The following is a 23877-nucleotide window of genomic DNA, read 5'->3' as shown; positions in this document are numbered from 1 at the left end:
CTGAGCATGCCTGTCTCACATATTCCGGCCGGCAGGCGCCGGGTTCAGCAGGTCGATAAACTGCTGAACCCGTGTATCGCTGTCGGCAAAGGACAGGACGAGGCGATAGGAATCCGGGCCAAGCGCCGACCAGCGGGACGGTTCGAAACCCGCCTCCTTCAATCGGGAAACAACGGAGGGCGCGAACTTGCAGAACACCTGATTGGTCTCGACCGGTACGAGCAGCTGGCAATCAGGTTTTCCTGCAATCGCCGCTCCGATCCGATCGGCCCTGGCATTTCCAAGAAGGGCATTTTCCAACCAACGGCCATCTTGTACGAGCGCCATGAGCTGAGCCGAAAAATATCGCTGTTTCGAGGACAGCAAACCGGCTCGTTTCTGCAGCACCGCCATTCGTCCGGCAATTACCGGATCGAACGTGACGACCGCTTCGGCGCCGATCGCGCCGTTCTTCATGCATCCGAAGGCGAGTGTATCGATTCCTGCCCGATGCGAAAGGTCGGCCGGCGAGCAGCCGAGCGCCGCGACCGCATTTGCAAACCGCGCCCCATCCGCGTGAACCATGAGGCCCGCACCGTGGGCGATCGACGCAAGCTCGGCAATTTCCTCAGGACGATAGAGCGCACCATTTTCGGTCGGCACCGTCAGGCTGAGCGTCGCCGGCTGCATTGCATTGATGCCGCGTGGCACCTTTTTCGCAAGTATCTCCCGCAACGCCACGACATCGATCCGCCCCCGGTCTGCCGCAAGCGGTACCAGGCGCGCGCCGCCGGTATAAAACTCAATCGCACCGGCCTCGGCGGTCACGATATGGCTGTAGGCATGGCAATAAATTTCGCCGTAACCGGGCGTGATGGACGCCAGGGCAAGGGCATTTGCCGCGGTTCCGGTCGGAACGGGAAAGACGAAGGATTTTTTCTCGAAAAGGTCCGAGAACATGTCCTGCAGCTTTGCCGACGGCGCATCCTGGCCATAGGGTTTTTCAAACCCTTCATCTACAGCCGATATCGCTTCGAGCACTGCCGGATCGGCGGGCGCCCAGTTGTCGGACGGAAAGGCATACCGGGTCATATCGAGGCCTTGCTATATAGACAGGAGCGGAAACGAAAGCGAACCAAGATGATATGCGGTTCCTCTCCATATGGCCAGAAACCGCAATACAAGGTTGCGCCGACCGACTGCCGGCGCACCGACAGATCGGTAATCTCGTCAGGTCGGACCATGTGTGTTCGGATCGGGACCGCCACGATGGCCCGTATCGAGCGCGGAAACCGCCGCGACCTCTTCCGGCAAAAGCGCGAAGTCGAAAATATCGGCATTCTCCAAGATACGCTGCGGATTGATGGACTTCGGGATCGGCGAATGACCCAGATCGAGCTGCCAGCGCAACACGACCTGCGCCGGCGTCTTGCCATACTTCCTGGCAAGCTCGGCAATGACCGGATGGCGAAGCGGGTCGCGCTCGGCGGAGCCATCACCACGATAACGCTGGATACCGCCGATCGGCGACCACGCCTGGGTGACGATGCCCAATTTGCGGTGCGTTTCGGAGTGGTCGGCCTGTACGAAGAAAGGATGCAGCTCGATCTGGTTGAGTGCCGGCACCACTTCGGTCTGCTCCATCAGCGTTGAGAGCTGGGCCGGCGTGAAATTGCAGACGCCGATCGCACGCGCCCTGCCCTCGGCAAGAAAGCGCTCACAGGCCCTCCAGCTGGCGACCGTATTTTCGAATATACGTGGCACCGGCCAGTGCAGCAGATAGAGATCAACAACATCGACACCAAGCTCGGTCAATGACGCATCGAAGGCGCGCAGGGCGCTTTCATAGCCAAAATCCCGGGTCCGCAGCTTGGTGGTGATGAAAATTTCCGATCGGGCGACGCTGCTGTCGCGAATGCCTTTGCCGACTTCGGCCTCGTTCTGATAGCCGGCTGCCGTGTCGATCAGGCCATATCCGGCTTCCAGCGCGGTCCTGACCGCAGCCGCTGTATCCTCTTTCGAAGATTGGAAAACGCCGAGCCCGAAGGCCGGCATTTCCACGCCGTTGTTGAATGTCAAACTTGGCCCGATTCCCATATCGCTCTCACCTGCACTAACTGAGGAATGGAAAATGCGGCAATGAGGACTTCACCGCATTTTCCCTATCCGACTTGTCTTACTTGGCTGCCGTAACGGAAACGCCCCAGGCGCGCGGCGAACCGACCGACCAGCTTGCGTAGCCGTCGATATTCTTGCGGACAGCACCCACCCGGGCTCCCGAATAAAGCGGGATCATCGGCACGTCTTTCTGGAACATCGTCTCGATCTGATCGAACAGAGCCTGCCGCTTCTTGTCGTCCGCAGTCGCCATGGTTTCCGCCAGCAGTTTGCGTTGTTCGGGATTGTCCCACACCTTGCGGGGCTGCTCGGCCTTGTCGCCGGCCATCATGTCGTAGCTCAACGCCGGATCGAGGCGGGCCGAATAGCTGAAGGCCATCATCTGGAACTTGCCGGCATTGTAGCGGTCCAGCTGGGTGGCCCAATCGAGAACCTCGATATCGGAATTGACGCCGATCTGCGCCAGCATGGCCTGCGCCATGACCGCCATTTCGAAGAGCTGCGGCTGTTGTTTGGAAGCCATGATCATAACGGGTTTGCCGTTATAGCCGGCCTGTTTCACCAATTGCTTCGCCTTTTCGATATTGGGCTCGAACGGCGTCGCCATGATCTTGCTGTAGAAGGCGCTGCCTGGCGGAATGACCGACTGGTTCGGCTTTGCAAGCCCGACCGTCACCGCATCGACGATCTGTGGCGCGTCCAGCGACAGCTTGATGGCTTCGCGCATCCGCACATCGCCCAGAACCGGGTCCTTGGTCTGGAAGAGATAACCGACGATGCCGAAGCCTGGCACTTCGTCGAGCTTGACTTCGGGATTGGTCTTCAGCTCTGCGACGTCCTGGTTCTCGACGTCGAACAGCACGTCGATGTCACCGGTCAGGAACCCGGCTTTGGCGGCGGAACTGTCCGGCACGACGAGGAAGCGCACATGATCCACCTTGGGCGTCTTGTCGCCGATAAGGCCGCTCTTCGGCTCGCTGCGGGCCTTGTAGCCTGCGAACTTGTCGAGCTCGACATAGCGACCCGGCTCCCGCTTTGCCAGCTGGAACGGCCCGGTTCCGATCGGCTTTACCCATTTGCCGTCGGCGCCGACCGATTCCTTTTGATAGATGCCGGTCTGGCCGCAATCCGGGCGCGCCATATTGGCGAGGAACAGCGAATTCGGCTGATTGAGCTGAAAGACCACCGTCATATCATCCGGCGTATCGACCTTTTCGACCTTCAGCCCCTTCGAGCCGTCAAACTCGGTAAAGCAACGCCAACTGGTCTTCGCGTCCATGTAGCGGTTCCAGACCCAGGCAACGTCGGCCGAGGTCATCGGCTTGCCGTTCTGGAAGGTGATGCCTGAGCGCAGGCGGAAAGTGTAGGTCTTGCCGTCAGGGGAAATCGTATAGCTTTCCGCCAGCATCGGCCCGACCGACGCATCGTCGCGGTGGCCGACAAGGCCTTCGACGATATGGCTGACCACCCAGTCGGTGTTGCCGTCACGGTTCACACCAGGGTCGGTCGAACGAATATCCGAAGGAAGCGCGATACGCAGTGTCGTATCCGCATAGGCTGCAGCGGGGGCGGCAAGCGCCACGCCAACGAGAAGACCGCGAAGGGCCGTTGCAAATATCATGCGTCTCATACGGTCTCTCCTTTTGAATACTTTTTTGTCTGTGCTGCGTCTTCGTCCGGCTTCAGCCGGTATTCCTGGAAATTGCGGTTCAGGGCCGGGAGGATCGCCACCTCCATGATCCCAGCCGCCGGCTGCATGACGATCATGGCGACGGTGGCGGAAAGGTTCTCCTGAATGTTCTTGCGCGGCGGCCGGCATACCGACCATGGCGAGTCGAAGTCGTCGAACAGCGCGTGCTTCACATCGTCCACTCCGATCGAACCGATCTTGGGTTCCAGCAGATCGTGGACGCGGACGTCACGGAACAGGCTGTCCGGCGTGCCGGCAATCCCGCGATCGATGATCTTCGTCTGCGCTACGGGAGACCGGAAATGGTTGGCATGGCACAGCAGCCCGTTGACCGGTTCAACCACGAAGGTCTCGTCCGGAACGCATTCGAAATCGAGCGCCACGCCCTTGGCCTGCGCCAGCATCATGTTGTTGGATGCGGACTTCGCCGTTGCATGAACGGCGCGGATCGCCAACGCGTAATGCTGCTGCTCCAGCGCCCGGCGGCGGATGACGGCGAGCGGCATGCCAAGTTGCCGGTAGTCCCGGTCGCTTTCCAGATAGTTGCCGGTGATCGAGATGCCGGCGCTGTTGAAACCTGCTCGGGCAAGGCCGCCGGCTTCGGTGAACGTCAGGATATCGGGACCGTCATGGCGAAGCACGCGCAGGACCACGGCGGTTTCGGCACATTCCTTTTTCCAGTCCCAGTCCTGGGCATGGATCAGCTGGCCATCGCGAGTAGCTTTCGGCTGGACGATGACGCCGGTGCAGCCATCGGGCTCGATGAAATCCGGCAGGCCGGCGCTTCGGCGCTGCGCGATCTTCAGGATCTCGGTGCGCGCGTTCAGGAGCATGGCGTCGGTAAAACCGACCCCTGCCCCTTCGGCGATGCCGCGGATTTCCTCAAGCAGGTCACCCGCGCCGACTTCCAGCGTACCTGCGAACTGCATGACAATCTGGTCAATAGTCTCAGAAGCCAGATTAAGCTGAGCGAGCTGATCGGAATAATGGGCTACGCCGAGGCGGATGCGACCGGCCGCCTGTTCGCCATATTGCCGGCCACGCTCGCGTGGCGGCCCGGAAATCTCAATCAGTGGACATGGTGGAATGGCAGGCGAACCCGGCACTGTATTCGGCATTCTCATCACCCTCATAGGCCGGCGCGACCGACCGGCAAATCAACGGCAGATCAAAACGTGGGGCGATCCGATCGCCGAGATATCCGCGCTTTCAAATGCCTTAAGATCGGTATTTTCATAATTGGCGCCAATTTTGTTGCATAAATATGACGACCCGACAAGAGGAAAAATCGGTCTTTTGCCCCTCACCTGTGATCACAATTTCAGGCGGTAAGCGCTCCTCGCGCTCTCGAAATAAAGCGCGCGTTTTTCGTCAGCCGAAAAGCTCGTCGTCACCCGTTTGAAAGTGTTCCAAAGGGTCCGAAAACCGCAGGTCTGCTTGTCGACCGGCCAGTTGCTTTCGAAAAAACATCTCTCCGGACCGAAAAGCTCGATCGCGGTTTCGATATAAGGCCGCCACTCCATCGCAAGGGTGGCACTGTCCGGCGGCCGCGGCGCCGCATAATGATCCCAGCCCCAATAGAGCATGCCGAGGCCGCCGAGCTTCATCCACACGTTGGGGCAATGCGCCAGTGCGGCCATACCGTTGCGCCACTCCGAAAACACCTCATCCCGACGGCCGGCATAGGGGCCGATCCCCAGAGGCATGCCGAGATGATTGACGATGATCGATGTTTCGGGAAATGCCGCTGCGAGATCCGCAAGTTCGGCAAGCTGAGGATGAAACGTCCAGGCTTCGAAGATCAGGTCGCGTTTGCCGAGTTCCGCAAAACCGGCACGGAATTGTGGATCCATGGCCAGATGCCTTGGTCCCGATCGGCCGGACATGCCGATCCCGGATCCGTCCCAACGCAGCGAATGACGAATACCGCGCATTCGTCCGGCTCCAGCCTGCAGATGAGCATCCAGGACTGGACCGACATCCGCACCGAGCGTCAGGTCGGCGCGCACAATAATGCCCGCCGCCAGACCTGCCTTACCTTCAGTATCCGCTACCGCGGCAATCGTTTCTCCAACGGGCCGAAAAGGAACTGGCCCATCGTTGAAATGATTGGAGCCGCATTCGATGAACACGGTACCGACGATCTTGTGTCCGGACGCATCTGCCTCGGCCGCATAATCGGCAGGAAGAAAATCATTGTCCGGCTTGCGCCAGAAATGCTGATGCGGATCGATGATCGGCAGGTCGGGCTCGATCACCGGCTCCGGCGGCACATCCTGCCATGCATCACATTCTGCAAGGCTTCGAACGAAGTTGCGGCTTATGTCGAAAGGTATCATGCAGCCTCCCGTCGAAGCGTTGCGGTTGAAGAGGGCAAGGTCAGGCAGGGTGGACCGCTTGCGATTGCGCACCGGCAGGCGCGCTGCCCTCCTCCGCATCGAGCCGCCAGAGAAGCCGCACGCCACCGCCGGGCGCCGGTTGAAGGGCCGGAACCGCGGACAGGAGCTTGCGCGTGAACGGGTGCTGAGGCGCATCGAAGACGGTCGAACGATCGCCCTCCTCGACGATCCGGCCCTTGTCCATGACGATGACCCGGTCTGCGACCTGCTCGACCACGCCGAGATCGTGGCTGATGAACAGGCAGGAGAAGCCGTGGCGGTTCTGCAGCTCGGTGAAGAGATCGAGGATCTGGGCCCGGACCGTGACATCCAGCGCAGACACCGCTTCATCCGCGATGACGAAACGCGGCCTGCGGACCACGGCGCGGGCAATGGCGACACGCTGGCGCTGCCCGCCCGAAAGCTGATGCGGGAAACGGTTGGCATAATCTGCGCCGAGTTTCACCTCTTCCAACACTTCCGCGATCCGCTCTCTCACTGCAGCCGGCGTCATGTTCGGGACATGCCGTAGCGGTTCGCCAACGATTTGCCCGATGGTCTGGCGCGGATCGAGGGACGAATAGGGATCCTGGAAGATCATCTGGCAGTTCATCCGGTAGTCCCAATAGGTCTTCTGGTCCTGACTTATCGGCGCGCCTTCGAAACGCACCTCGCCGTCAGTCGCCTTGACGAGACCGGCGACCACCTGCCCCAACGTCGTTTTGCCCGATCCGGAACTGCCGACGACGGCAACCACCTGTTTTGGTGCAATGTCGAGATTGATCCCGTGCAGCGCCCGGTGCGGCGGATCACGGCGAAGCAATTTCTGGCGGCCGGGATATTCCACCACCAGATTGCGGATCGATACGATCGGCTGCTCGTCCTTCGGGAAGCTGCGCTCCACGCCGCGGGCCGGCATGGCGCCCAGCAGTTTGCGGGTATAGGGGTGTTTCGGCCGGGCTAGCAGCTCGTCGCTCTTGCCCTGTTCGACGATCTCGCCGCGGCACATGACGATGATCCGGTCGCAATAACGCGCTACCATGCCGAGATCGTGGCTGATCAGCAAGACCGCTGTGCCCTGCTCCCTGGTCAGCCCGACCATCAGTTCGAGCACATCCCGTTGCACGACGGCATCAAGCGCAGTGGTCGGCTCGTCGGCGATGAGGAGTGCCGGGCGCAGCAGCATGACGGATGCCAGCATGATGCGCTGGCGCATGCCGCCGGAAAACTCGTGCGGATAGGCACCGAGCGCCCGCTCCGGCTGATCCATCCCGACCCGCTGCAACATGTCGAGGATCATCTCGCGCCGCTTCGCCTCCGGCAGGCGACGATGCAGCGCAAGCCCCTCGTCCAGCTGGTGACCGAGCAGCATGGACGGGTTGAGAGACGTCATCGGCTCCTGGAAAACCATGCCGATGCGGCTGCCGCGCAATTGCCTGAGGCGGCGCGGAGCGATGCCGATGATCTCTTCTCCGTCGAACTTGATCGAGCCTCCGGTGACGCCGATGCCCTGCGGCAGCAGACCCATCGCAGCGCGGGCGGCCAATGTCTTGCCGGATCCGGATTCGCCGACGATGCCAACGATCTCGCCAGACTGAACGTTGAACCCGACATTCTTGACCACGTCGAGACCGATGCCGGTGACCTGTACCGACAGGTTATCTACAGTAAGAAGGTTCTTTTCCATCATCAGGTCCTGTCGCGCATGCGGGGATCAAGACGGTCGCGCAACGCGTCGCCGAGAAGATTGATGCCGAGAAGCGTCATCGAGATGCAGAGGCCGGGCAGAACCGCGAGCCAGATTGCCTGCCCGATATAGGGCCTGGCCGAGGCAAGCATGTTGCCCCAGGTCGGCGCCGGTGGCGGCACGCCGAGGCCAAGAAAGCTCAGCGAGCTTTCAGCCAGCAGGACCCAACCGAACATCGACGTCGTCAGCACCGTGAGCGCGGCAAGGCAGTTTGGCAGCACGTGCCGCATCATCGTATAGGCTTCGGAATTTCCGATGACCCGCGATGCCGCGATGAATTCCCGCTCGCGGATAGAGAGAACCGTTCCGCGCACGATACGCGCCACCGACGGCGAATAGGCGATGCCGAGCGCGACGATGATGCCGTATTTGTTGGCCCCGAGCACCGCCAGCAGACCGAGCGCCAGAAGAATACCGGGAAAGGCTAGTAGTGCGTCGTTGAACGACATGACGATACGGTCGAACCAGCCGCGGGAATAACCCGAAGTCACGCCGATGACGACACCGATCGACACGGCGATGGTGACCGTCGTGATGGATATCCAGACGCTGGATGCCGCCCCCGCCATGAGCCGGGATGCGACGTCGCGGCCGAACTCATCCGTGCCAAGCCAATGACGGGCATTGGGTGCGGCCAGCTTGTCGCGGAAGCTGATGCCGAGAGGATCATAAGGGGTCCAGACCGCGCCGGTGACGGCGACGAGAACCAGAAACCCGATAATGACGCTGCCGATGGCAGCATTGGCTGCTACAAAACGTTTCATTCGATGGTCACCCTCGGATCGAAGAGTGGGTAACAAAGGTCGACGATGAGGTTCACGACCACGTAGACGAGCGCCACCATCAGCATGCAGCCCTGGATGACGGGATAATCCCGGCCGAAAATGGAATCGACCAACAGGCGGCCGACGCCGGGGATGGTGAAGACCGTCTCGACTACGGCGATACCGCCGAGCAGATTGCCGAGCACGAGACCGATCAGGGTCCAGGTCGGGCCGAAGGAGTTCTTGAAGGCGTGGCGCCATAGCACGGCACTTTCGGTCAGACCCTTCGCCCGGGCGTGGGTGATATAGTCGAGCCGCATTACTTCCAGCGTCGAAGCGCGCGCCATGCGCAGAATGACGCCCATTTCATGCAGGAAAAGCGTGAGGATCGGCATGATCAGGTAGAGCGTACCCCGCCACGGGTCTTCGGCGATGCTGACATAGCCCACGACCGGCAACCAGCGCAGCTTCAGCCCGAGGAACAGCAGCAGAAGCAGACCGAGCCAGAAGGTCGGAACGGACATCAAAAGCGTGGCGATCGACACGGCGCTGATATCCAGCTTGCCGTTCTGCCGCCACGCGGCGATGACGCCAGCTGGCACCGCGACCAGGCAGGCCAGCAATACGGCTGCGACGACGACCTGCGCCGAGACCGTGAACCTTGCCCAGACCAGCGAAAGGACATCCTGTCCCGTCGCGATCGAGCTTCCCAGATCGCCGGTCAGCAGGTTGCCGAACCAGATTGCAAACTGCTTCGGGAGCGACTGGTCGAGGCCGAGCTTGGCATGCAGCATCGCAATGCTGGCCGGATCGGCATTGTCGCCGAGCATGAGTGCGGCGGGATCGCCGGGCACCATGCGGATCAAGAGAAAGACGGACGCTATGACAATCAGCAATGTCGGTAGCGCCATGACTATTCGAGCCAGGATAAACCTTAGCATTCGTAGCCTCCTATGTAAGGTGACGATGTCAGGCGGCGTGTCAGTCTTTTTTGGTTATGCCCCACACGCCATAGCTGAATGAGGTCGGCTCGACGCCCTGCACCTTGGCGCTATGCGCCATGCAGCTGACGCGATTATGCGTCAGGATGATCGGCACGTCGTTGAGGATCATCGCATGCAGCTTGTCGAAGATCGGCTGGCGAACCTTGGGATCCAGCGTTTCCATGGCTTTGTCGATCAGGGCCAGAGCCTCCGGATTGTCCCAGACCTTCCGTGGCTGCTTGTCCTTGTCGCCGGAAATCTGCTCGAAGCCCGACGCGACATCGAAGCGCGGCGAATAGGAGGTGGACTGCATCATATAGCCGCCGACACCATATTTGCTGAGCTGCGTCGGCCAGTCGAGCACCTCGATATTCACGTTGAGCCCGACAGCCTGCCACATCTGCTGTGCGATGACGGTCATCGGGAAGCTCGGCACCGTGGACCGCTTGTTGGCGTGAACGGTAATCTGCTGGCCCTTGTAGCCCGCCTCCTTCAGGAGCTGCCGCGCCTTTTCCGGATTATATTCGAAGCCCTTCTTTTCAACGTCGCCGAAATAGCCGGAAGTGTCGAATACCGGGGAATTGTTGACCCTGCCGAGACCATCCGTGACAGCCTCGACGATCTGCTTGTAATCGAGCGAGATCGCCAACGCCTGGCGGATGCGAACGTCCTTCAGCACCGGATCGCGGGTCTGCAGGATGAACGAGTTCCGCACTGGTGTCGTGCCGACTTCGACCGCAAGATCCTTGTTGGCGCGAAGCTCCTTGACGTCGCTTTCCGGCACGATGGCCATATCGATCTCGCCCGATTCCAGGCCGGCCTTGACGGTTGCGCCATCGGGGATCGCCATGAAGATCACATGATCGACCAGCGGATCCTTCTTGCCGATGAAGCCGTCGCGCTCCTTGCCCGGAGCCGAGACATATCCCTTATAGGCATCGAACTGGACCGACTGGCCCTGCTTCCATTCTCCGAACGTGAACGGGCCGGTACCGATCGGCTTGTCCCAGCTTCCATCCGCCTTCAGGGACGCCTTGTCCATGATGGCCAGGCCGCCGCAATCGGTCCGCGCCATGCTGTCGAGAAACAGGGCATCCGGCTTCTCGATCTGCAGGACGAATGTGTCCGGATCCGGTGCCGAATAGGAAACGACCTTCGTGCCATTAGTGCCGTTGAAGTCGTTCAGGCAATACCAGTTCGTCTTCGGGTTCATGTAACGGTCGAAATTCCAGACCACAGCGGCTGAGGTCAGCGGATTGCCGTTGTGGAACTTCACGCCCTTGCGAAGCTTGAAAGTGTAGGTCTTGCCATCTGCCGAGACCTCATAGGACTGTGCAAGCAGCGGACCGACGGCGCCACCTTTGTCGTAGCTGACCAGGCCCTCCACGACATTGGTCATCACGACATCGGTATTTCCGTCTCGATTTACTCCCGGCTCGGAACTGCGAAGATCCTGGTTAAGGGCGACCCGTAGCGTTTGTCCGAATGCGGGTGAGGTGACTGCGAGTATGCCAAGCGCGAGCAGCGAAGCTCTTGTAAACATTGTCGTTACCCTCTGTTTTATTTATTTTCATTGTCTTCATCCGTGTTGACGGTTTTCACCCGCGCCGTTCTGCGAGCACGTCGTGAAGGAATTCTTCGACGGAGCGCACTGCGCGCGTCCCGTCATGCGCCATGTTGGGTATGACGTCGAAACGAACGTCGATGCCTTCCTTCTCGAAGGACTGACGCAGGCTTTCCAGCCGCTCCGGCCGCACCTTGCCGGCATGGTTTGCGTCCGGCATCCAGAATCGGGAGCCCTCCTTGTGGGTAATCTCCCAGGTCTCAAGGTCGGCCTTGCCGACCAACATCTGGACCTTCACCTTTCTCATCGCCTCGATGTCGAGTTCACGACCGAAAAGCTGCGCGAAATTGCGCGTACCGACCCACCAGTCACGTGTTGGATCGAGCAGCGTGACGGAGCCCGGGGCGCCGATGGTGCAGGCGAACAACCGCTCCGGGTGAAGCATCAGGAAGCGGTGGGCGAAATGCGCGCCGCCGGAATAGCCGAAGATCGCAAACTTCGAGAAATCGCAGTCATATCGCTGCGCGATCTCGTCGACCATCGCCAGAAGGACATGATCGTAACGGATATCGCCTTCGACCATGTACTTGAAACCGTCGCGATTGCCGTCGCCCAGCGGGCCGATCGGATAGAGCGGTGCCAGGATCATGACATTATGCCACCGGGCAAAGGTGGCGAAATCGTCGCGGTATCCGGTGAAGTTACGGCCGGTGCCGTGCTGGACCACCAGAAGTTCCGGCTGCGGGCCGCCTTTTGCGACGCTCGGCGGCACATAAAGGCAATAGGCAAACCGCGGATCCGAAGCCAGCGAACGGATGGGCGTCTTGTTGAGGTCATACACATGAAAGGCTGTTTTTCCCGGTGCGCGAGTTGGCACTTGATCCATGGCTTCATCTCCGCAATAAAATTGGCGCCAATTATTACGCATAAATTATCGCTTGCCGCAATAGGCAAAATGCGAGACAGCACGCCGGAAGGATGTGAGGCCGATGAAGCGCAAGGAAGACAAGAGACCGCTCGCCGACGAAATCGCCCAGGCGATACAACTGGGAGAATATCGGTCGGGCGAATGGCTAAGGCAGGTTGACCTCGAAGAGCGGTTTGCCGCGACACGTTTCGACGTGCGCGCGGCACTCGAAGCGCTGGTCGTCCGCAAGGAAATCCAGCATGTTCGCAACCGCGGATACAAGGTTCCAGCGCTGGACCCGGAAATGCTCGCCCATCTGCGCGAGGTTCGGGTGATCCTTGAATGCGGCGCTGTTCCGCAGATCGTCGCCAATGCTACGGATGAAGACGTCGTCCGTCTTGCCGAACTGGCGGAAGCCTTCTCGGTTGCCGCCAAATCCGGCACTCACCTCGACCAAAGCACGACCAACCGTGAATTCCACGAGGCCATGCATGCCCTGACGGCCAACCCGGTGCTGGTCGAGACGATCTGGTCGATCCGCGATCGCGGCCGTTCGGCGCCGTTCACGATCTGGCGGACACCGGACACGCTGCACCGCAGCGACGAAGACCACCGCCAGATGGTCCACTGTATCCGCGAGCGCGATGCCGCCGGCTTGTCCAAAGTCATCGAAGATCATATCCGCCGCCGCCACTGACCATAGTTTCGCCCGCGCATCGATGATGGCGCGGGCTTCGGTCGTTCACGGGTCAGCGACGAGGGCGCAGGCCCTCGCCGAGTTGATAATTCAAGCTTTTTTTACAGGCTTCAGCAGATCGCCGAAACCAACGCGATGCAGCATTTCGGCGCGCAGGCGATCCAGTACGGCGAAACCGATATTGGCGCCGTCTTCCGTCGGATCATAATGCAGCCGGAATGGACGTTTGCCGAACGGGGCATCGACCACATCGACGATCATGTCGGCCACCGGCGCCGGGTCCGCATCATCCGGCACGATCTTGCCGAAAGCCTCCTGGATCTTTTCACCGTAGCCGGCGTAGGGGCCGGCCTCGTATTCCGCCGCGCGGGCCTCATCGGCCGGGCGACCTGAATGGGCGAAATGATTGGTTCCCTTGGTGAAAGCGCCCGGCACCACGATCGTTGTCTCGATACCCCACTGGCTCAGTTCGCGGGCATATTGCACGGCAAGCGAATCCATGGCCGCCTTGGCGGCGAAGTACGGCGAGAGATAAGGCGGCGTACCGCCGGCCGAACTTGAGCTGGAAACCCAGACCAGAAGACCTTCACGCTCACGGCGCATATGGGGCAGCACCGCGCGGTTTACCCGCTGAGTTCCGAGCACGTTGACGTCGTATTGCTGGGCAAACTGTTCCGGCGTGAAGGACTCCGCCGGGCCGAACATCATGTGCCCGGCATTGTGCACGACGACATCTATCCGACCGCTTTCGGCGATGATCTTTTCGACGGCGAAATTGACGGAGGGCTCGGACTGGACATCCAGTTCGATCGGACGGAGATCGACGCCTTCCCTGCCGGAAATCTCGTTCATCTGCTGAACGTTGCCGGCATTTCTTCCGGCGATGTCACGCATGGAGGCGTAGACGATGTGGCCGGCACGGGCGAGCGCTTCGGAGGTGAGGCGACCGAAACCGCTGGAGGAACCGGTGACGAGGATGATCTTCTTGCTCATGACAAAATCCTTCAATGATCTGATTGGCTTGGGAGAGTTAAAGGATGTGCGGGATCAGATGATCCCGCCATTGGCGCGCAGCACCTGGCCGTTAATCCAGGCGCCATCCGGTCCGGCCAAGAAGGCGATCGCATTGGCGATGTCTTCCGGCTGGCCAAGGCGTTCCAGCGGAGCGAGCTTGGCGAGATTGTCGATGGCGGCCTGCGACTTGCCGTCGAGGAAGAGCGAGGTTGCGGTCGGCCCCGGTGCGACGGCGTTGACGGTGATATTGCGGCCACGCAGTTCCTTCGACAGCACATGGGTTATGGCTTCGACACCGGCCTTGGTCGCCGCATAGACGGCGTAGTTCGGATGATAGAGCCCGACGACGCTGGAGGAGAGGTTGATGATGCGGCCGCCGGCACGCATCCGCCGGGAGGCTTCGCGCATCGTATTGATGCTGCCCTTGAGGTTGATGGCGATCTGGCCGTCGACGAATGCCTCATCGCCCTCGGCAATCGTTGCAAGCTTCATGATGCCGGCGTTGTTGACCAATACGTCGACGCCGCCAAGCGCCGCTTCGGTGCGGTCGAAAAGGCGGGCCACCGCGGCTGCATCGCTGACATCGGCCTGGGCAGCCAGTGCCTTGCCGCCCGAGGCTTCGATGCGGTCGACCAGTTCTTCGGCAGCCTTGGCATTGCCGGCATAATTCACGACGACCGTGAACCCTTCCTTGGCAAGGCGTTCGGCGATTGCGGCACCAATGCCCCGCGAAGCGCCGGTAATGATCGCTACCTTGTTTTCAGTGTCTGCCATTGTCGTTCTCCTTGATTGGTGCGCCGCAGCGCTTCCTGACGAGAACAAGATGAACCTTCGCGATCTCCAGATAATCAGGCATGATCCGCCATTATAATCCGGAGATAGCGAACAATGGATCGGTTCGATGCCATGCGAATCTTTACCCGCGTTGCGGAACGGCGCAGCTTCTCGCTGGCAGCGGAAGACCTCGGCATTCCGCGCTCGACGGTAACCGACGCGGTGAAACTTCTGGAGCAGCGGCTCGGCGTGCGTCTGCTCGAACGAACGACACGCGTGGTTCGCCCGACGCTCGATGGAGAAGCCTACTATCAGCGCTGCATCCGGCTTATCGCCGATCTGGAAGATGTGGAGGCCGGCTTCAGTGGTGTCAAACCATCCGGGCTGCTGCGGGTCGATCTGCACGGCACGCAGGCGCGTTATTTCCTGCTGCCAGGCCTGCCTGCCTTTCTCGAGCACTATCCCGATATCCAGCTGCATATCAGCGAGACCCACCAGCCGATCGATCTGGTGCGGGAAGGTTATGACTGCATCGTGCGCGTCGGCGCGCTGTCGGATTCGAACCTCATCCAGCGCAAGCTCGCGGAACTTGCCCGCGGAACGTTTGCCAGCCCGGACTACCTGTCAAAATTCGGCGTGCCGAAAACGCCGGACGACCTTGAGGACGGCCACCGCATGGTCGGCCTTCTGGCGCCGGACATGCCCTCCATCGCACCCCTCGCCTTTCATGTCGACGGAAAGATCCGGGAGATCATACTGCCGGCCGTCATTACCGTGACCGGTGCTGAAACCAATGTCGCCTCTGCCTGCGCCGGGCTCGGCATCATCCAGGTGCCGCGCTATAGAATCGAGGCCGAGATTGCCAACGGTTCTTTGGTGGAAATCCTGCGCGATATGCCGCCGCCGGCAATTCCGGTGCATGCGCTCTACTCCCACACAAGGCAGCTCTCGCCCCGCCTGCGGGTTTTTCTCGAATGGATGACGCAGCAGTATAGAGAGGGCGCTGGCCTGGTGCATTGACCCGAAGAGTGTTTCCCTCACCCCTTCGATGGGATAAGGGCAATTGTTTCACGGAGAGGTCCCAAGCATCGATGGAAACCAGCGAGCGAACATCCCAGGTGCTCAAGGAGCATTTCGACCGCCATCGGTCCGCCCTGAGCAGGTCGGAACTGGCCGTTGCCGAACACCTCGTCGCCATGCCCATCGATATCCTCATCTTCCGAAGTGCCGAGGAAATTGCCGGCGAAACCGGAACGAGCGACGCGACGGTGATCCGCACCGCCAAACGGTTGGGCTTTAGCGGCCTGCCCGAACTGAAGCGCCTTTCGAGCCGCGTGATGGCCAAGACGGTTCCAGCAGCGGACCGGCTGGAGCATCGTTTTCGCGCCACGGGCGACGATCTGTCGAAAGTGGCCGGTCAGATGTTTACCGAGGCTTGCGAAGTTCTGTCCTCCACAAAGGACGAGCTGGATGAAGCGGCCGTCCATTCATCGGTCGAGATGATCGAAAAGGCCGATACGGTATGGTGTCTCGGCATGGGCACCTCGGAGATCCCGGCAAGGCATTGCGCGACATCTCTGAGCAGGGTCGGGGTCAGGACGCGCTTTTCAGGCGCATCCAGCTTCGCGCTGGCCAATGAACTCATAGATCTGCGTGAGAACGACGTCATCGTGATGTTTCATGCTTCGCGGGAAGTGCCCGAACTGAAGCTCGCCATCGAGCAGATCTCTGCGACCGGATGCAAGCTCATCCTGGTTTCCGGCATCCAGCTCAGGGAGATCTATCGCGACCGCGCGTCCGCCGTCCTGACCTGTCTCGGAGTGCGCTCCAAGCTCGCCAGCTGGAATCTCAGCGCCATCGTGCTTGCTGATATCCTAGCCTATGGCGTGGCGGTGAGAAATCAGGAACAGGCGCTCGCGGCCAAAAAGAAGCTTACCGCGCTCCGGGTCGGCGTCGAACGCGGCGATTGAGGCATTCCACAACAAACATGACTTTGTCAGTTATGTTTGTTGAAATTCCCACTACAATACTGTAGTCAGCACGACAAACGCATTTTCGGATTGTCACAGCACTGCAGGTCGCCATGAATCGCTTCCATATTTTCCGGGGCTTTTAACGCCCCGCCGCCGGCATGATCGCCCGCGGCCCGGTCCCGTCACCGACTTAACCTTTCACCATTTTGCGAACAATCCGCGCGGCGCCGTCGCACGGAGCAGATTTCCTATGCCTTCAATCGATATCAGGGGGATATCAATGTCCAACCGAAACAAGGCTCTAAAAGCCCCTCTACTAGCTGCCGTCGCGCTGATCCCGGCCCATGGCTTTGCGCAGGACGCAGACACCACGCTGACGCCGATCGTCCTTACGGGCAACTGGCTCGATCAGCCGAATGAGGAAAAAATCTTCAATCATGCCGGTGCCCGCACCATCATCGAGCGGAAGGCGTTCGAAGAACGCGGCGTGCAGGACATCCGCGATGCGCTCAACCAGATTCCCGGCGTTCAGGTGCAGGAGAGCAACGGTACCGGCGGCAGCGACGTGTCGCTGAACCTCGGCGTCCGTGGCCTAGCCTCGCGGCTTTCGCCGCGTTCGACGGTTCTGATGGATGGCATCCCCCTCTCCTACGCGCCGTATGGCCAGCCACAGCTGTCGCTGTTTCCCCTGACGCTCGGCAATGTCGATACCGTAGACGTCGTCCGCGGTGCGGGCTCCGTTCGGTACGGACCGCAGAATGTCGGCGGCATCATCAACTTCGTGACGCATCCCATTCCCGACGATCCGACGGTGCGGTTTGGCTCCGGCACGGAAATCGCCGGCAACAACGGCCATGTGAAAGCAACGCCAACCTTCTTTGTCGGGGGTACAAACGACGACGGCCTGGGTGCCGCCCTTCTCTATTCCGGCATCCACGGCGAAGGCTTTCGCGACAGCAACGACCGCACGGATATCGACGACCTGATCCTGAAAGGCAAATACGAGATTTCCGACACGGATACGCTCGGCATCCAGTACCATCATTATAGCGGCGAAGGTAAAATGCCGGGCGGCCTGACCAGCGCCGAATATGCCGACGAGCCGTATCAGTCCACCCGCCGGTGGGACGACTTCAGTGGCCGCCGCAACGACATCTCGCTGCGCTATCAGCACAATGACGGCGAGAACAATTTCGAGGTTCTGGCCTATTACGTGAACTCGTTCCGCGGCAGCCATGTCGAACAACAGGGAACAGGCGCCAATGCCGGGCTCTATCGCCTGACGTCGGCGCCGCGCGAATACGAATATTTCGGTATCGAGCCACGTTATTCGCGCCTTTTCGAACTCGGCGATACGGATCACGAGCTGACGGTCGGGTACCGTTTCCTCTGGGAGGAAAGCTCCGAAGTCGCGGCACGCACGGCATTTTACGACCGGGCAACCGGCGTCGATCCCCGTGGCCTGCCGATGGGCACCTATCAGACGAGCGACGGCGGCACGACCGCTCACGCCTTCTACATCGACGATAAGATCAAGATCGGCAACTGGACAGTCACGCCAGGCGCCCGCTACGAATTGATCAGCACCCATAACGACATCACCAACCTGACCGGCGGTGTGGTGACCGACGTTTCCAATCCGGAAGTCGAAGCGCGCGAACTTTTGCCGACGCTTTCGGTCGCCTATCAGGTCAACGATGCATGGAGCGTCTTCGGCAATGTCGGCGTCTCGTTCGGCCCGCAGCAATACAGCCACCTCGCATCGACGACGGATGGCTTGCACCCGGAAAAGGCGACGACCTACGAGATCGGAACCCATTACCAGGGTGACGGTTTCAGCGCCGAACTGACCGCCTTCTACATCGATTTCGACGAGGAACTCTACCTCGGCAGAACCATCGTCGGCGAAGGCATCTGGACGAACCTTGGCGCGACCAAGCACCAGGGCATAGAAGCCGCCACACAATACGACATGGGAGGCATCGCGCCATGGCTTGAAGGCCTGTCGATTTATGCGACCTATACCTATACCGAGGCGACCTATGAAGCCGGCGGGTTCAAGGGACAGGACCTGCCGTTCTATTCCCGCCATGTCGGTTCGATCGGTGCGAGCTACTGTTACGAGGACTGGATCGTGAACGCCGACGTCTTCGCGCAATCCGGCCAGCATTCACCCGGCAATCCGGACAGCGGCACCTATGTGCGCGACGAGGATGCAACGGGTCGCCTCGGCGACATTCCGGGATATGGCATCGTCAACCTCCGCGTTGCATATCAGACGGAAGACCAGAAGAACGCTCCGAAGTTTGTGTTCGGTGTGAAAAACCTGTTCGACAACGAATATTTCACCCGCTCGACGGACAACAACGGCGGCAAGTTTGCCGGTCAGCCGCGGACATTCTTCCTCAACGCTTCGGTTGCCTTTTAAGGCCATATCAACGAAATTGCGGGCCGGCTTTGCCGGTCCGCATGACAACGGATGGAAACGGTTCAAGATGACGACGCGACGAAATGTTCTTTCTGCATTTATCCTGACACTGGCAGCAACTGTTGTTGCCGCCCCACCATTTGTGCAGGCTCAGGAAACCCGAACGATCACCCACTTGCGCGGCAAGACGGAGATTTCTGGGAAGCCGGCGCGCGTCGTCGCGATGGAATTTTCCTTCGTGCAGGCGCTGGACGCTCTCGGCGTCGTGCCGGTCGGCATTACCGACGACAACCAGCCGAAACGCATCGAACAACTGGTCGGAAAGAAGATCGATTATTCCTCCGTCGGCACCCGGCTCGAACCCAATCTGGAACTGGTGAGCACACTGTCGCCAGATCTGATCATCGCCGACGATCTGCGCCATTCGGCGATCTACCCGCAGCTCAGCCAGCTTGCCCCGACCATCGTGCTGAACAGCTGGGAAGGCGATTACGAGACGATCAAGGCTTCAGTCGTAACCATTGCCGATGCATTGGGTGACAAGGCGAAGGGCGAGAAGGTTATCGCCGAGCACGAGGCTCGGATCAAGGCACTGATCGGCAAGATCCCGGCCGGCGAGAAGCGACGTTTCATGCTGGCCGTCGCCAATCCGGACTCCATGGCCCTGCATTCGTCCTCGTCCTTCACCGGCTCGGTCTTCAAGGCCATGGGTCTGACGCCGGCAATCGATTCCAAGGATGCCGTCGAGAGCGGCGCGGGTCTCGAGCGGCTGGTAGCGGTCAATCCGGATGTATTTCTTGTCGCAACCGACAGCCCTGGCACGGTCTTCGAACAGTGGAAGGGCAATGCCGCCTGGCAGAATATTTCCGCCGTCAAGAACGGTATGGTCTTCGAGGTGGACCGAAACCAGTTCTCGCGCTTCCGCGGCCTGAAGACAGCGGAGCTGATCGTCAGGGAAATCCTCGCCAAGGTCTATAAGGTCGAGTGAGCCGTGGCCGCGAGTATCGCAAAATCTGAGACACGGAACGGCCCTGTAAATCCCATCGCGGTCGGGGCCGTTTTTCTCGTTCTTCTGGCGATCGCGATCGTTGCGGGCATTACGTTCGGCGTTTCCAACCTGCCGGTCTCGCGCGCCTTGAACCTGCTCTTTTCTCCGGATGGCTCGGCGGACAGCGCACTGGTCTGGGATGTCCGCCTGCCCCGCGCTATGCTCGCCATCGCCGTCGGCACCAATCTCGCCATTGCCGGCGTACTGATCCAGACGCTGACGCGCAATCCGCTTGCTTCCCCCCAGACCTTCGGCATCAATGCCGGCGCGTCGCTGGTCATCGTCGTCTGCCTGATCTTCTGGCCGGAAATCCGCGGTGCGGGCATGGTCTGGCCGGCCTTTGCGGGTGCCGCTACCATCGGATTTGCCATGTGGGCGCTCGCCGCATCCGGCACGATGAACGACATGAAACTGGCGCTTGCCGGCATTTCGATCCAGCTGGTGCTGGCCGCCCTCGTGCAGGCGATCCTGATCGCCAACAATACGGCACAGGATATCGTCTACTGGCTGGCCGGCTCGATCAATGGTGCCCAATGGTCCAAGGTCTGGATCATTCTGCCCTTTACGCTGACAGGTGCCGCAGCGGCGCTGATCGCCGGCCGTCATTTCGACATTCTGGCGCTGGACGAAACCACCGGCCTGTCCCTCGGCCAGAATGCGAAACGCGTCGGCGGATTGGCCGCAATCATCATCGTCATCCTTGCCGGTTCCGCTGTCGCCGTCAGCGGTCCGATCGGCTTCATCGGCCTGCTGGTGCCGCATATCGTGCGGCGGCTTGTGGGCGGGGATCACATGGCGGTTATTATTCTCAGCGCCATCTGCGGCCCGCTGCTCCTGAACTCGGCCGACCTTATCGGGCGCATGACGGCCTTTCCGGCAGAAACCCCGGTCGGGATTGTCACGGCACTGATCGGTGCGCCGGCTTTCCTGATGATTCTCTGGAGGCAGAGGGTAAGATGAGCGCCAGCGTCACGAACCGCGCCGATCTCCGCGCCTTCAGCGCCGGGATGATTGCGCTTGCAGTGATCCTTGCGATCGCCGTTCTCGGCATGACGATCGGTGCGGTGACGTTGTCGGTGAGCCAGGTCGTCGATGGGCTGGCCGGCGGCAAGAGCGCCTTCATCGTCACGCAATATCGCGCACCGCGCGTCGTCATCTCCATTCTCGCCGGTGCCTCCTTCGGCATGGCCGGCGTTTTCCTGCAAGGCGCCTTGCGCAATCCGCTTGCCTCGCCGGACGTGGTCGGCATCACCAAATGCGCCGGCCTCGGCGCATTCCTTGCCGGCCTTGTCAGCCCGCCTGCCTTGGCGATCTGGTCGATCCCCGCAGGTGTCGTCGCCGGCGCGGTGGTTGGCGCGATGATGCTGCTGACAATCGGGCGCAGCTTCGGCGGCGGCATCGCAGCGCTCGCGCTCGTCGGCGTGGCGATCGGCCTCTTCGGACAGGCGCTGATGCAATATGTTATGGTTCTCTTCCCGACCCGAGCCGACCAGTCGATGATCTGGCTCGCCGGCAGCGTTTACGGCAGTACAGGTGCCAAGGTCATGGCGCTGTCACTTTGGCTCGTCCTCTGCCTGCCGCTAGTCTTCATTGCCGGCTTGAGACTCGATGCCGGCGGGTTCGGCGATGAGACACTGATCAGCCTCGGGATTTTACCAGGCCGGCTCCGCGGCGGCCTTATCACCGTCTCGGTGCTTTTGACGGCAGGGGCCGTGGCAAGCGTCGGCAGCATGGGCTTTCTTGGCCTGCTCGCGCCGCATGCCGCGCGTCTTCTGGTCGGAGCCCGCGCCCGTCATCTCCTGCCGGTCAGCGCCTTGATCGGCGCGCTGACGCTGTCCGCCGCAGATCTGATCGGTCGCGTTATCGCCCTGCCGAACGAAATCCCGGCGGGCATCGTCGCGGCCGTCATCGGCGGCCCCTACCTCATCTTCTTGCTCATCAAGGAGGCCGGCCGCCATGACTGAAGCCAGCCATTCCCGTCTTTCCTCGAAAGACCTCTCGCTCGGTTACGCGACGACGAAAATCCTCGAACATGTCGATATCGCCATTCCGGACGGCAAGATCACCGCGATGATCGGCGCCAATGGCAGCGGCAAGTCGACGCTTTTGAAGACGCTCGGCCGCATTCTGCAGCCGATCGATGGAACTGTTCTGCTCGACGGCAGGGCGATCGCCGGCTTGCCAAGCCGCGACATCGCGCGGACGCTGGCACTTTTGCCGCAGAGCCCCGTCTCGCCGGACGGGCTGACGGTGCGGCAGCTCTGCCGCTTCGGCCGCCATCCACACAAGGGAATGCTGACGCGCACCACCCGTCATGACGAGGAAATCGTTGAGCAGGCGCTTGCCGCGACGGGCTTGTCCGACTTGACGGAGCGGCCACTCGACCGGCTTTCCGGCGGCCAGCGTCAGCGCGCCTGGATCGCCATGGCGCTTGCCCAGGAAACGCCGATCTTGCTGCTCGACGAACCGACCACCTATCTGGACATCGCTCACCAGCTCGAAGTGCTAAACCTGTTGCGGGATCTGAACCGCACGCAGGGTCGGACCATCGTCATGGTGGTTCACGACCTGAACCACGCGGCGCAATATGCCGACCATATCGTGGCGGTCGCCAATGGCGGCATTCATGCGGCCGGCCGGCCGGTGGATCTGCTGACGCCTGATCTCATCAGGACGGTTTTCGACGTCGATGCGATGGTCATTCCACATCCCGCAGATGGCACGCCGCTTTGCCTGCCGCTGTCTATCGATTTCTGAGGCGATAGCGCAGCGCCGTAAATCGCTTCAGTGATGAAGATCGGCCAGATCCAAGGGTTCGTAAGCAATGTTTTTCGCAAGCAGGCTGATGCTCTGGGCGATTACTGCTTCGGCCTCTCTGCCCGCTTCACTCATCGTGCCACTGGCCTGCTGCAGCATGTAGAGCGTCCTGGTCAGTGGCGGATTGACGATGCGCCGCGCGATCAGCATGCCGGCCTTTACCTCACGCCCCACATTGCCGTAGGGTAGCACCGCACAGGCCATACCATCGGCGATCATGCCCTTGATCGCATCCATGGATTCGACCTGGAAAGCGACGTTGAGCTGCAGCCCGTACTGAATCATCGCATCCTTCAAAAGGTGGATGATCTGCCCCTTTTCCGTCGGGATGACGAACGTCGCCTTGGCGAGCTCCGCCATCTCGATCGGCCCTTCCCTGCCGAAGGGCGAGTTGGGGCTGGTGATGAAGAATACGGACTCCTGCAACAGCGGGCGTTTTCGCAGCGCCTTGTGATCCGGCACGTTAAAGGCCAGCGCAAAATCGAGATCGCCACGCGCAACGCGTTCGCCGAGCAGATGGCTCATGTCTTCCACGACCTGGACTGAAACCGAGTGCGAAAGCTGGCTGAGATCCTGCGCCAGTGCCCCGGCAAGCATCGCCGAAAGGCTGGCGGTGAGGCCGATCAGGATATGTTCCTTCTCGCCCGGCGCAAACGTCTTGATGGTCTTTTTGATGGTGGAAACGTGTTCGAGGATCTTCTTTGCTTCCGCAAGAAAATAGACACCCGCCGGTGTCACCGTCGTGCCGCGCCGGCCGCGTTCCAGAAGCTGGACACCGAGCTCTTCCTCCAGCGAGCTGATCTGTGCGCCAAGCGCCGGCTGCACGATGTTCAGCGCGGCAGCGGCCTGGGTGATGCTCCCGAGTTCACAGATGCAGACGAATGATTCAAGCTGGCGGATGCGCACGGAAGCCTCGCTCCTTTTCCGGACGGTGAACCAGCATGAATAACACAAGGCCCGCCGCCGGGGCAGTGGCGGCAGGTTGCATCCGGGAGA

General features: G+C 60.7%; 21 protein-coding genes. 8 read left to right on the top strand and 13 right to left on the bottom strand.

Going from position 1 to position 23877, the window contains the following annotated elements; all coding sequences use genetic code 11:
• Positions 1 to 15: 15 nt before the first annotated feature.
• The 10 genes from KX729_RS26690 to KX729_RS26645 all read right to left on the bottom strand — a co-directional run bounded on the left by KX729_RS26690 (position 16) and on the right by KX729_RS26645 (position 12109).
• Entirely contained in the window at positions 16 to 1071 is a 1056-nt protein-coding gene (locus KX729_RS26690; RefSeq protein ID WP_219745533.1) for a threonine aldolase family protein, read from the bottom strand.
• A gap of 138 nt (positions 1072 to 1209) precedes the next feature.
• Entirely contained in the window at positions 1210 to 2058 is an 849-nt protein-coding gene (locus tag KX729_RS26685) for an aldo/keto reductase (protein WP_376776074.1), read from the bottom strand.
• Between the two features lie 97 nt (positions 2059 to 2155).
• A complete protein-coding gene (locus KX729_RS26680) occupies positions 2156 to 3727 on the bottom strand; it encodes an ABC transporter substrate-binding protein (RefSeq protein WP_219745531.1) in 1572 nt (523 codons plus the stop codon).
• Positions 3724 to 4905, bottom strand: a complete 1182-nt coding sequence (locus KX729_RS26675; protein WP_219745530.1) for a C45 family autoproteolytic acyltransferase/hydrolase — start codon at positions 4903 to 4905, stop codon at positions 3724 to 3726. Before KX729_RS26675 ends, KX729_RS26680 begins: the two co-directional genes overlap by 4 nt.
• A gap of 195 nt (positions 4906 to 5100) precedes the next feature.
• Positions 5101 to 6126 (bottom strand): amidohydrolase family protein, encoded by a 1026-nt coding sequence (locus KX729_RS26670; protein ID WP_219745529.1) that lies wholly within the window; start codon positions 6124 to 6126, stop codon positions 5101 to 5103.
• A gap of 40 nt (positions 6127 to 6166) precedes the next feature.
• Positions 6167 to 7855: an ABC transporter ATP-binding protein gene (locus KX729_RS26665; RefSeq protein ID WP_219745528.1), complete on the bottom strand. Its 1689-nt coding sequence runs from the start codon at positions 7853 to 7855 to the stop codon at positions 6167 to 6169.
• On the bottom strand, positions 7855 to 8676 hold the full coding sequence (locus tag KX729_RS26660) for an ABC transporter permease (RefSeq protein WP_219745527.1): 822 nt from the start codon (positions 8674 to 8676) through the stop codon (positions 7855 to 7857). Before KX729_RS26660 ends, KX729_RS26665 begins: the two co-directional genes overlap by 1 nt.
• A complete protein-coding gene (locus KX729_RS26655) occupies positions 8673 to 9617 on the bottom strand; it encodes an ABC transporter permease (protein WP_219745526.1) in 945 nt (314 codons plus the stop codon). The genes KX729_RS26660 and KX729_RS26655 overlap by 4 nt, the downstream gene beginning before the upstream one ends.
• A gap of 40 nt (positions 9618 to 9657) precedes the next feature.
• On the bottom strand, positions 9658 to 11202 hold the full coding sequence (locus KX729_RS26650; RefSeq protein WP_219745525.1) for an ABC transporter substrate-binding protein: 1545 nt from the start codon (positions 11200 to 11202) through the stop codon (positions 9658 to 9660).
• A 55-nt stretch (positions 11203 to 11257) separates the two neighbouring features.
• Entirely contained in the window at positions 11258 to 12109 is an 852-nt protein-coding gene (locus KX729_RS26645) for an alpha/beta hydrolase (RefSeq protein ID WP_219745524.1), read from the bottom strand.
• Between the two features lie 103 nt (positions 12110 to 12212).
• Here KX729_RS26645 and KX729_RS26640 point away from each other — a divergent pair, with 103 nt between their 5' ends.
• A complete protein-coding gene (locus tag KX729_RS26640; RefSeq protein ID WP_219745523.1) occupies positions 12213 to 12827 on the top strand; it encodes a GntR family transcriptional regulator in 615 nt (204 codons plus the stop codon).
• A gap of 90 nt (positions 12828 to 12917) precedes the next feature.
• On the opposite strand, the gene KX729_RS26635 is transcribed toward KX729_RS26640, so the two are convergent.
• Together KX729_RS26635 and KX729_RS26630 are read right to left on the bottom strand one after the other, a co-directional pair.
• A complete protein-coding gene (locus KX729_RS26635) occupies positions 12918 to 13820 on the bottom strand; it encodes an SDR family oxidoreductase (RefSeq protein WP_219745522.1) in 903 nt (300 codons plus the stop codon).
• A 54-nt stretch (positions 13821 to 13874) separates the two neighbouring features.
• Complete coding sequence (locus KX729_RS26630; protein ID WP_219745521.1) at positions 13875 to 14615, bottom strand: SDR family oxidoreductase; 741 nt, start codon at positions 14613 to 14615, stop codon at positions 13875 to 13877.
• Between the two features lie 114 nt (positions 14616 to 14729).
• Between KX729_RS26630 and KX729_RS26625 the strand changes: the two genes are divergently transcribed.
• The 7 genes from KX729_RS26625 to KX729_RS26595 all read left to right on the top strand — a co-directional run bounded on the left by KX729_RS26625 (position 14730) and on the right by KX729_RS26595 (position 22821).
• The gene (locus tag KX729_RS26625) at positions 14730 to 15635 is read left to right on the top strand and encodes a LysR family transcriptional regulator (RefSeq protein WP_219745520.1); all 906 of its coding nucleotides are present in this window, start codon (positions 14730 to 14732) and stop codon (positions 15633 to 15635) included.
• A gap of 71 nt (positions 15636 to 15706) precedes the next feature.
• Positions 15707 to 16585: a MurR/RpiR family transcriptional regulator gene (locus tag KX729_RS26620; RefSeq protein ID WP_219745519.1), complete on the top strand. Its 879-nt coding sequence runs from the start codon at positions 15707 to 15709 to the stop codon at positions 16583 to 16585.
• Positions 16586 to 16868: 283 nt separating this feature from the next.
• Complete coding sequence (locus KX729_RS26615) at positions 16869 to 19016, top strand: TonB-dependent receptor family protein (protein WP_219745518.1); 2148 nt, start codon at positions 16869 to 16871, stop codon at positions 19014 to 19016.
• A 67-nt stretch (positions 19017 to 19083) separates the two neighbouring features.
• Positions 19084 to 20004, top strand: coding sequence for an ABC transporter substrate-binding protein (locus tag KX729_RS26610; protein WP_219745517.1), 921 nt, complete (start codon positions 19084 to 19086; stop codon positions 20002 to 20004).
• 3 nt (positions 20005 to 20007) lie between these two features.
• A complete protein-coding gene (locus KX729_RS26605) occupies positions 20008 to 21024 on the top strand; it encodes a FecCD family ABC transporter permease (protein ID WP_312992097.1) in 1017 nt (338 codons plus the stop codon).
• Positions 21021 to 22028, top strand: coding sequence for a FecCD family ABC transporter permease (locus tag KX729_RS26600; protein ID WP_219745516.1), 1008 nt, complete (start codon positions 21021 to 21023; stop codon positions 22026 to 22028). Before KX729_RS26605 ends, KX729_RS26600 begins: the two co-directional genes overlap by 4 nt.
• The gene (locus KX729_RS26595) at positions 22021 to 22821 is read left to right on the top strand and encodes an ABC transporter ATP-binding protein (RefSeq protein ID WP_219745515.1); all 801 of its coding nucleotides are present in this window, start codon (positions 22021 to 22023) and stop codon (positions 22819 to 22821) included. Before KX729_RS26600 ends, KX729_RS26595 begins: the two co-directional genes overlap by 8 nt.
• Positions 22822 to 22848: 27 nt before the next feature.
• Here KX729_RS26595 and KX729_RS26590 read toward each other — a convergent pair whose 3' ends face one another.
• On the bottom strand, positions 22849 to 23787 hold the full coding sequence (locus tag KX729_RS26590; RefSeq protein WP_219745514.1) for a LysR family transcriptional regulator: 939 nt from the start codon (positions 23785 to 23787) through the stop codon (positions 22849 to 22851).
• Positions 23788 to 23877 lie beyond the last annotated feature (90 nt).

It is taken from the genome of Neorhizobium populisoli (genome assembly GCF_019430945.1).
GTDB lineage: Bacteria > Pseudomonadota > Alphaproteobacteria > Rhizobiales > Rhizobiaceae > Neorhizobium > Neorhizobium populisoli.
The sequence above is the reverse complement of the archived record's forward strand: the minus strand, read 5'-3'. Positions and strand labels throughout refer to the sequence as shown.

Excerpts from the sequence above, each read along its gene's own strand:
- KX729_RS26690 (WP_219745533.1), bottom strand. The coding sequence starts at position 1,071 with ATGACCCGGTATGCCTTTCCGTCCGACAACTGGGCGCCCGCCGATCCG.
- KX729_RS26680 (WP_219745531.1), bottom strand. The coding sequence starts at position 3,727 with ATGAGACGCATGATATTTGCAACGGCCCTTCGCGGTCTTCTCGTTGGC.
- KX729_RS26675 (WP_219745530.1), bottom strand. The coding sequence starts at position 4,905 with ATGCCGAATACAGTGCCGGGTTCGCCTGCCATTCCACCATGTCCACTG.
- KX729_RS26670 (WP_219745529.1), bottom strand. The coding sequence starts at position 6,126 with ATGATACCTTTCGACATAAGCCGCAACTTCGTTCGAAGCCTTGCAGAA.
- KX729_RS26665 (WP_219745528.1), bottom strand. The coding sequence starts at position 7,855 with ATGATGGAAAAGAACCTTCTTACTGTAGATAACCTGTCGGTACAGGTC.
- KX729_RS26660 (WP_219745527.1), bottom strand. The coding sequence starts at position 8,676 with ATGAAACGTTTTGTAGCAGCCAATGCTGCCATCGGCAGCGTCATTATC.
- KX729_RS26655 (WP_219745526.1), bottom strand. The coding sequence starts at position 9,617 with ATGCTAAGGTTTATCCTGGCTCGAATAGTCATGGCGCTACCGACATTG.
- KX729_RS26650 (WP_219745525.1), bottom strand. The coding sequence starts at position 11,202 with ATGTTTACAAGAGCTTCGCTGCTCGCGCTTGGCATACTCGCAGTCACC.
- KX729_RS26645 (WP_219745524.1), bottom strand. The coding sequence starts at position 12,109 with ATGGATCAAGTGCCAACTCGCGCACCGGGAAAAACAGCCTTTCATGTG.
- KX729_RS26640 (WP_219745523.1), top strand. The coding sequence starts at position 12,213 with ATGAAGCGCAAGGAAGACAAGAGACCGCTCGCCGACGAAATCGCCCAG.
- KX729_RS26635 (WP_219745522.1), bottom strand. The coding sequence starts at position 13,820 with ATGAGCAAGAAGATCATCCTCGTCACCGGTTCCTCCAGCGGTTTCGGT.
- KX729_RS26630 (WP_219745521.1), bottom strand. The coding sequence starts at position 14,615 with ATGGCAGACACTGAAAACAAGGTAGCGATCATTACCGGCGCTTCGCGG.
- KX729_RS26625 (WP_219745520.1), top strand. The coding sequence starts at position 14,730 with ATGGATCGGTTCGATGCCATGCGAATCTTTACCCGCGTTGCGGAACGG.
- KX729_RS26620 (WP_219745519.1), top strand. The coding sequence starts at position 15,707 with ATGGAAACCAGCGAGCGAACATCCCAGGTGCTCAAGGAGCATTTCGAC.
- KX729_RS26615 (WP_219745518.1), top strand. The coding sequence starts at position 16,869 with ATGTCCAACCGAAACAAGGCTCTAAAAGCCCCTCTACTAGCTGCCGTC.
- KX729_RS26610 (WP_219745517.1), top strand. The coding sequence starts at position 19,084 with ATGACGACGCGACGAAATGTTCTTTCTGCATTTATCCTGACACTGGCA.
- KX729_RS26600 (WP_219745516.1), top strand. The coding sequence starts at position 21,021 with ATGAGCGCCAGCGTCACGAACCGCGCCGATCTCCGCGCCTTCAGCGCC.
- KX729_RS26595 (WP_219745515.1), top strand. The coding sequence starts at position 22,021 with ATGACTGAAGCCAGCCATTCCCGTCTTTCCTCGAAAGACCTCTCGCTC.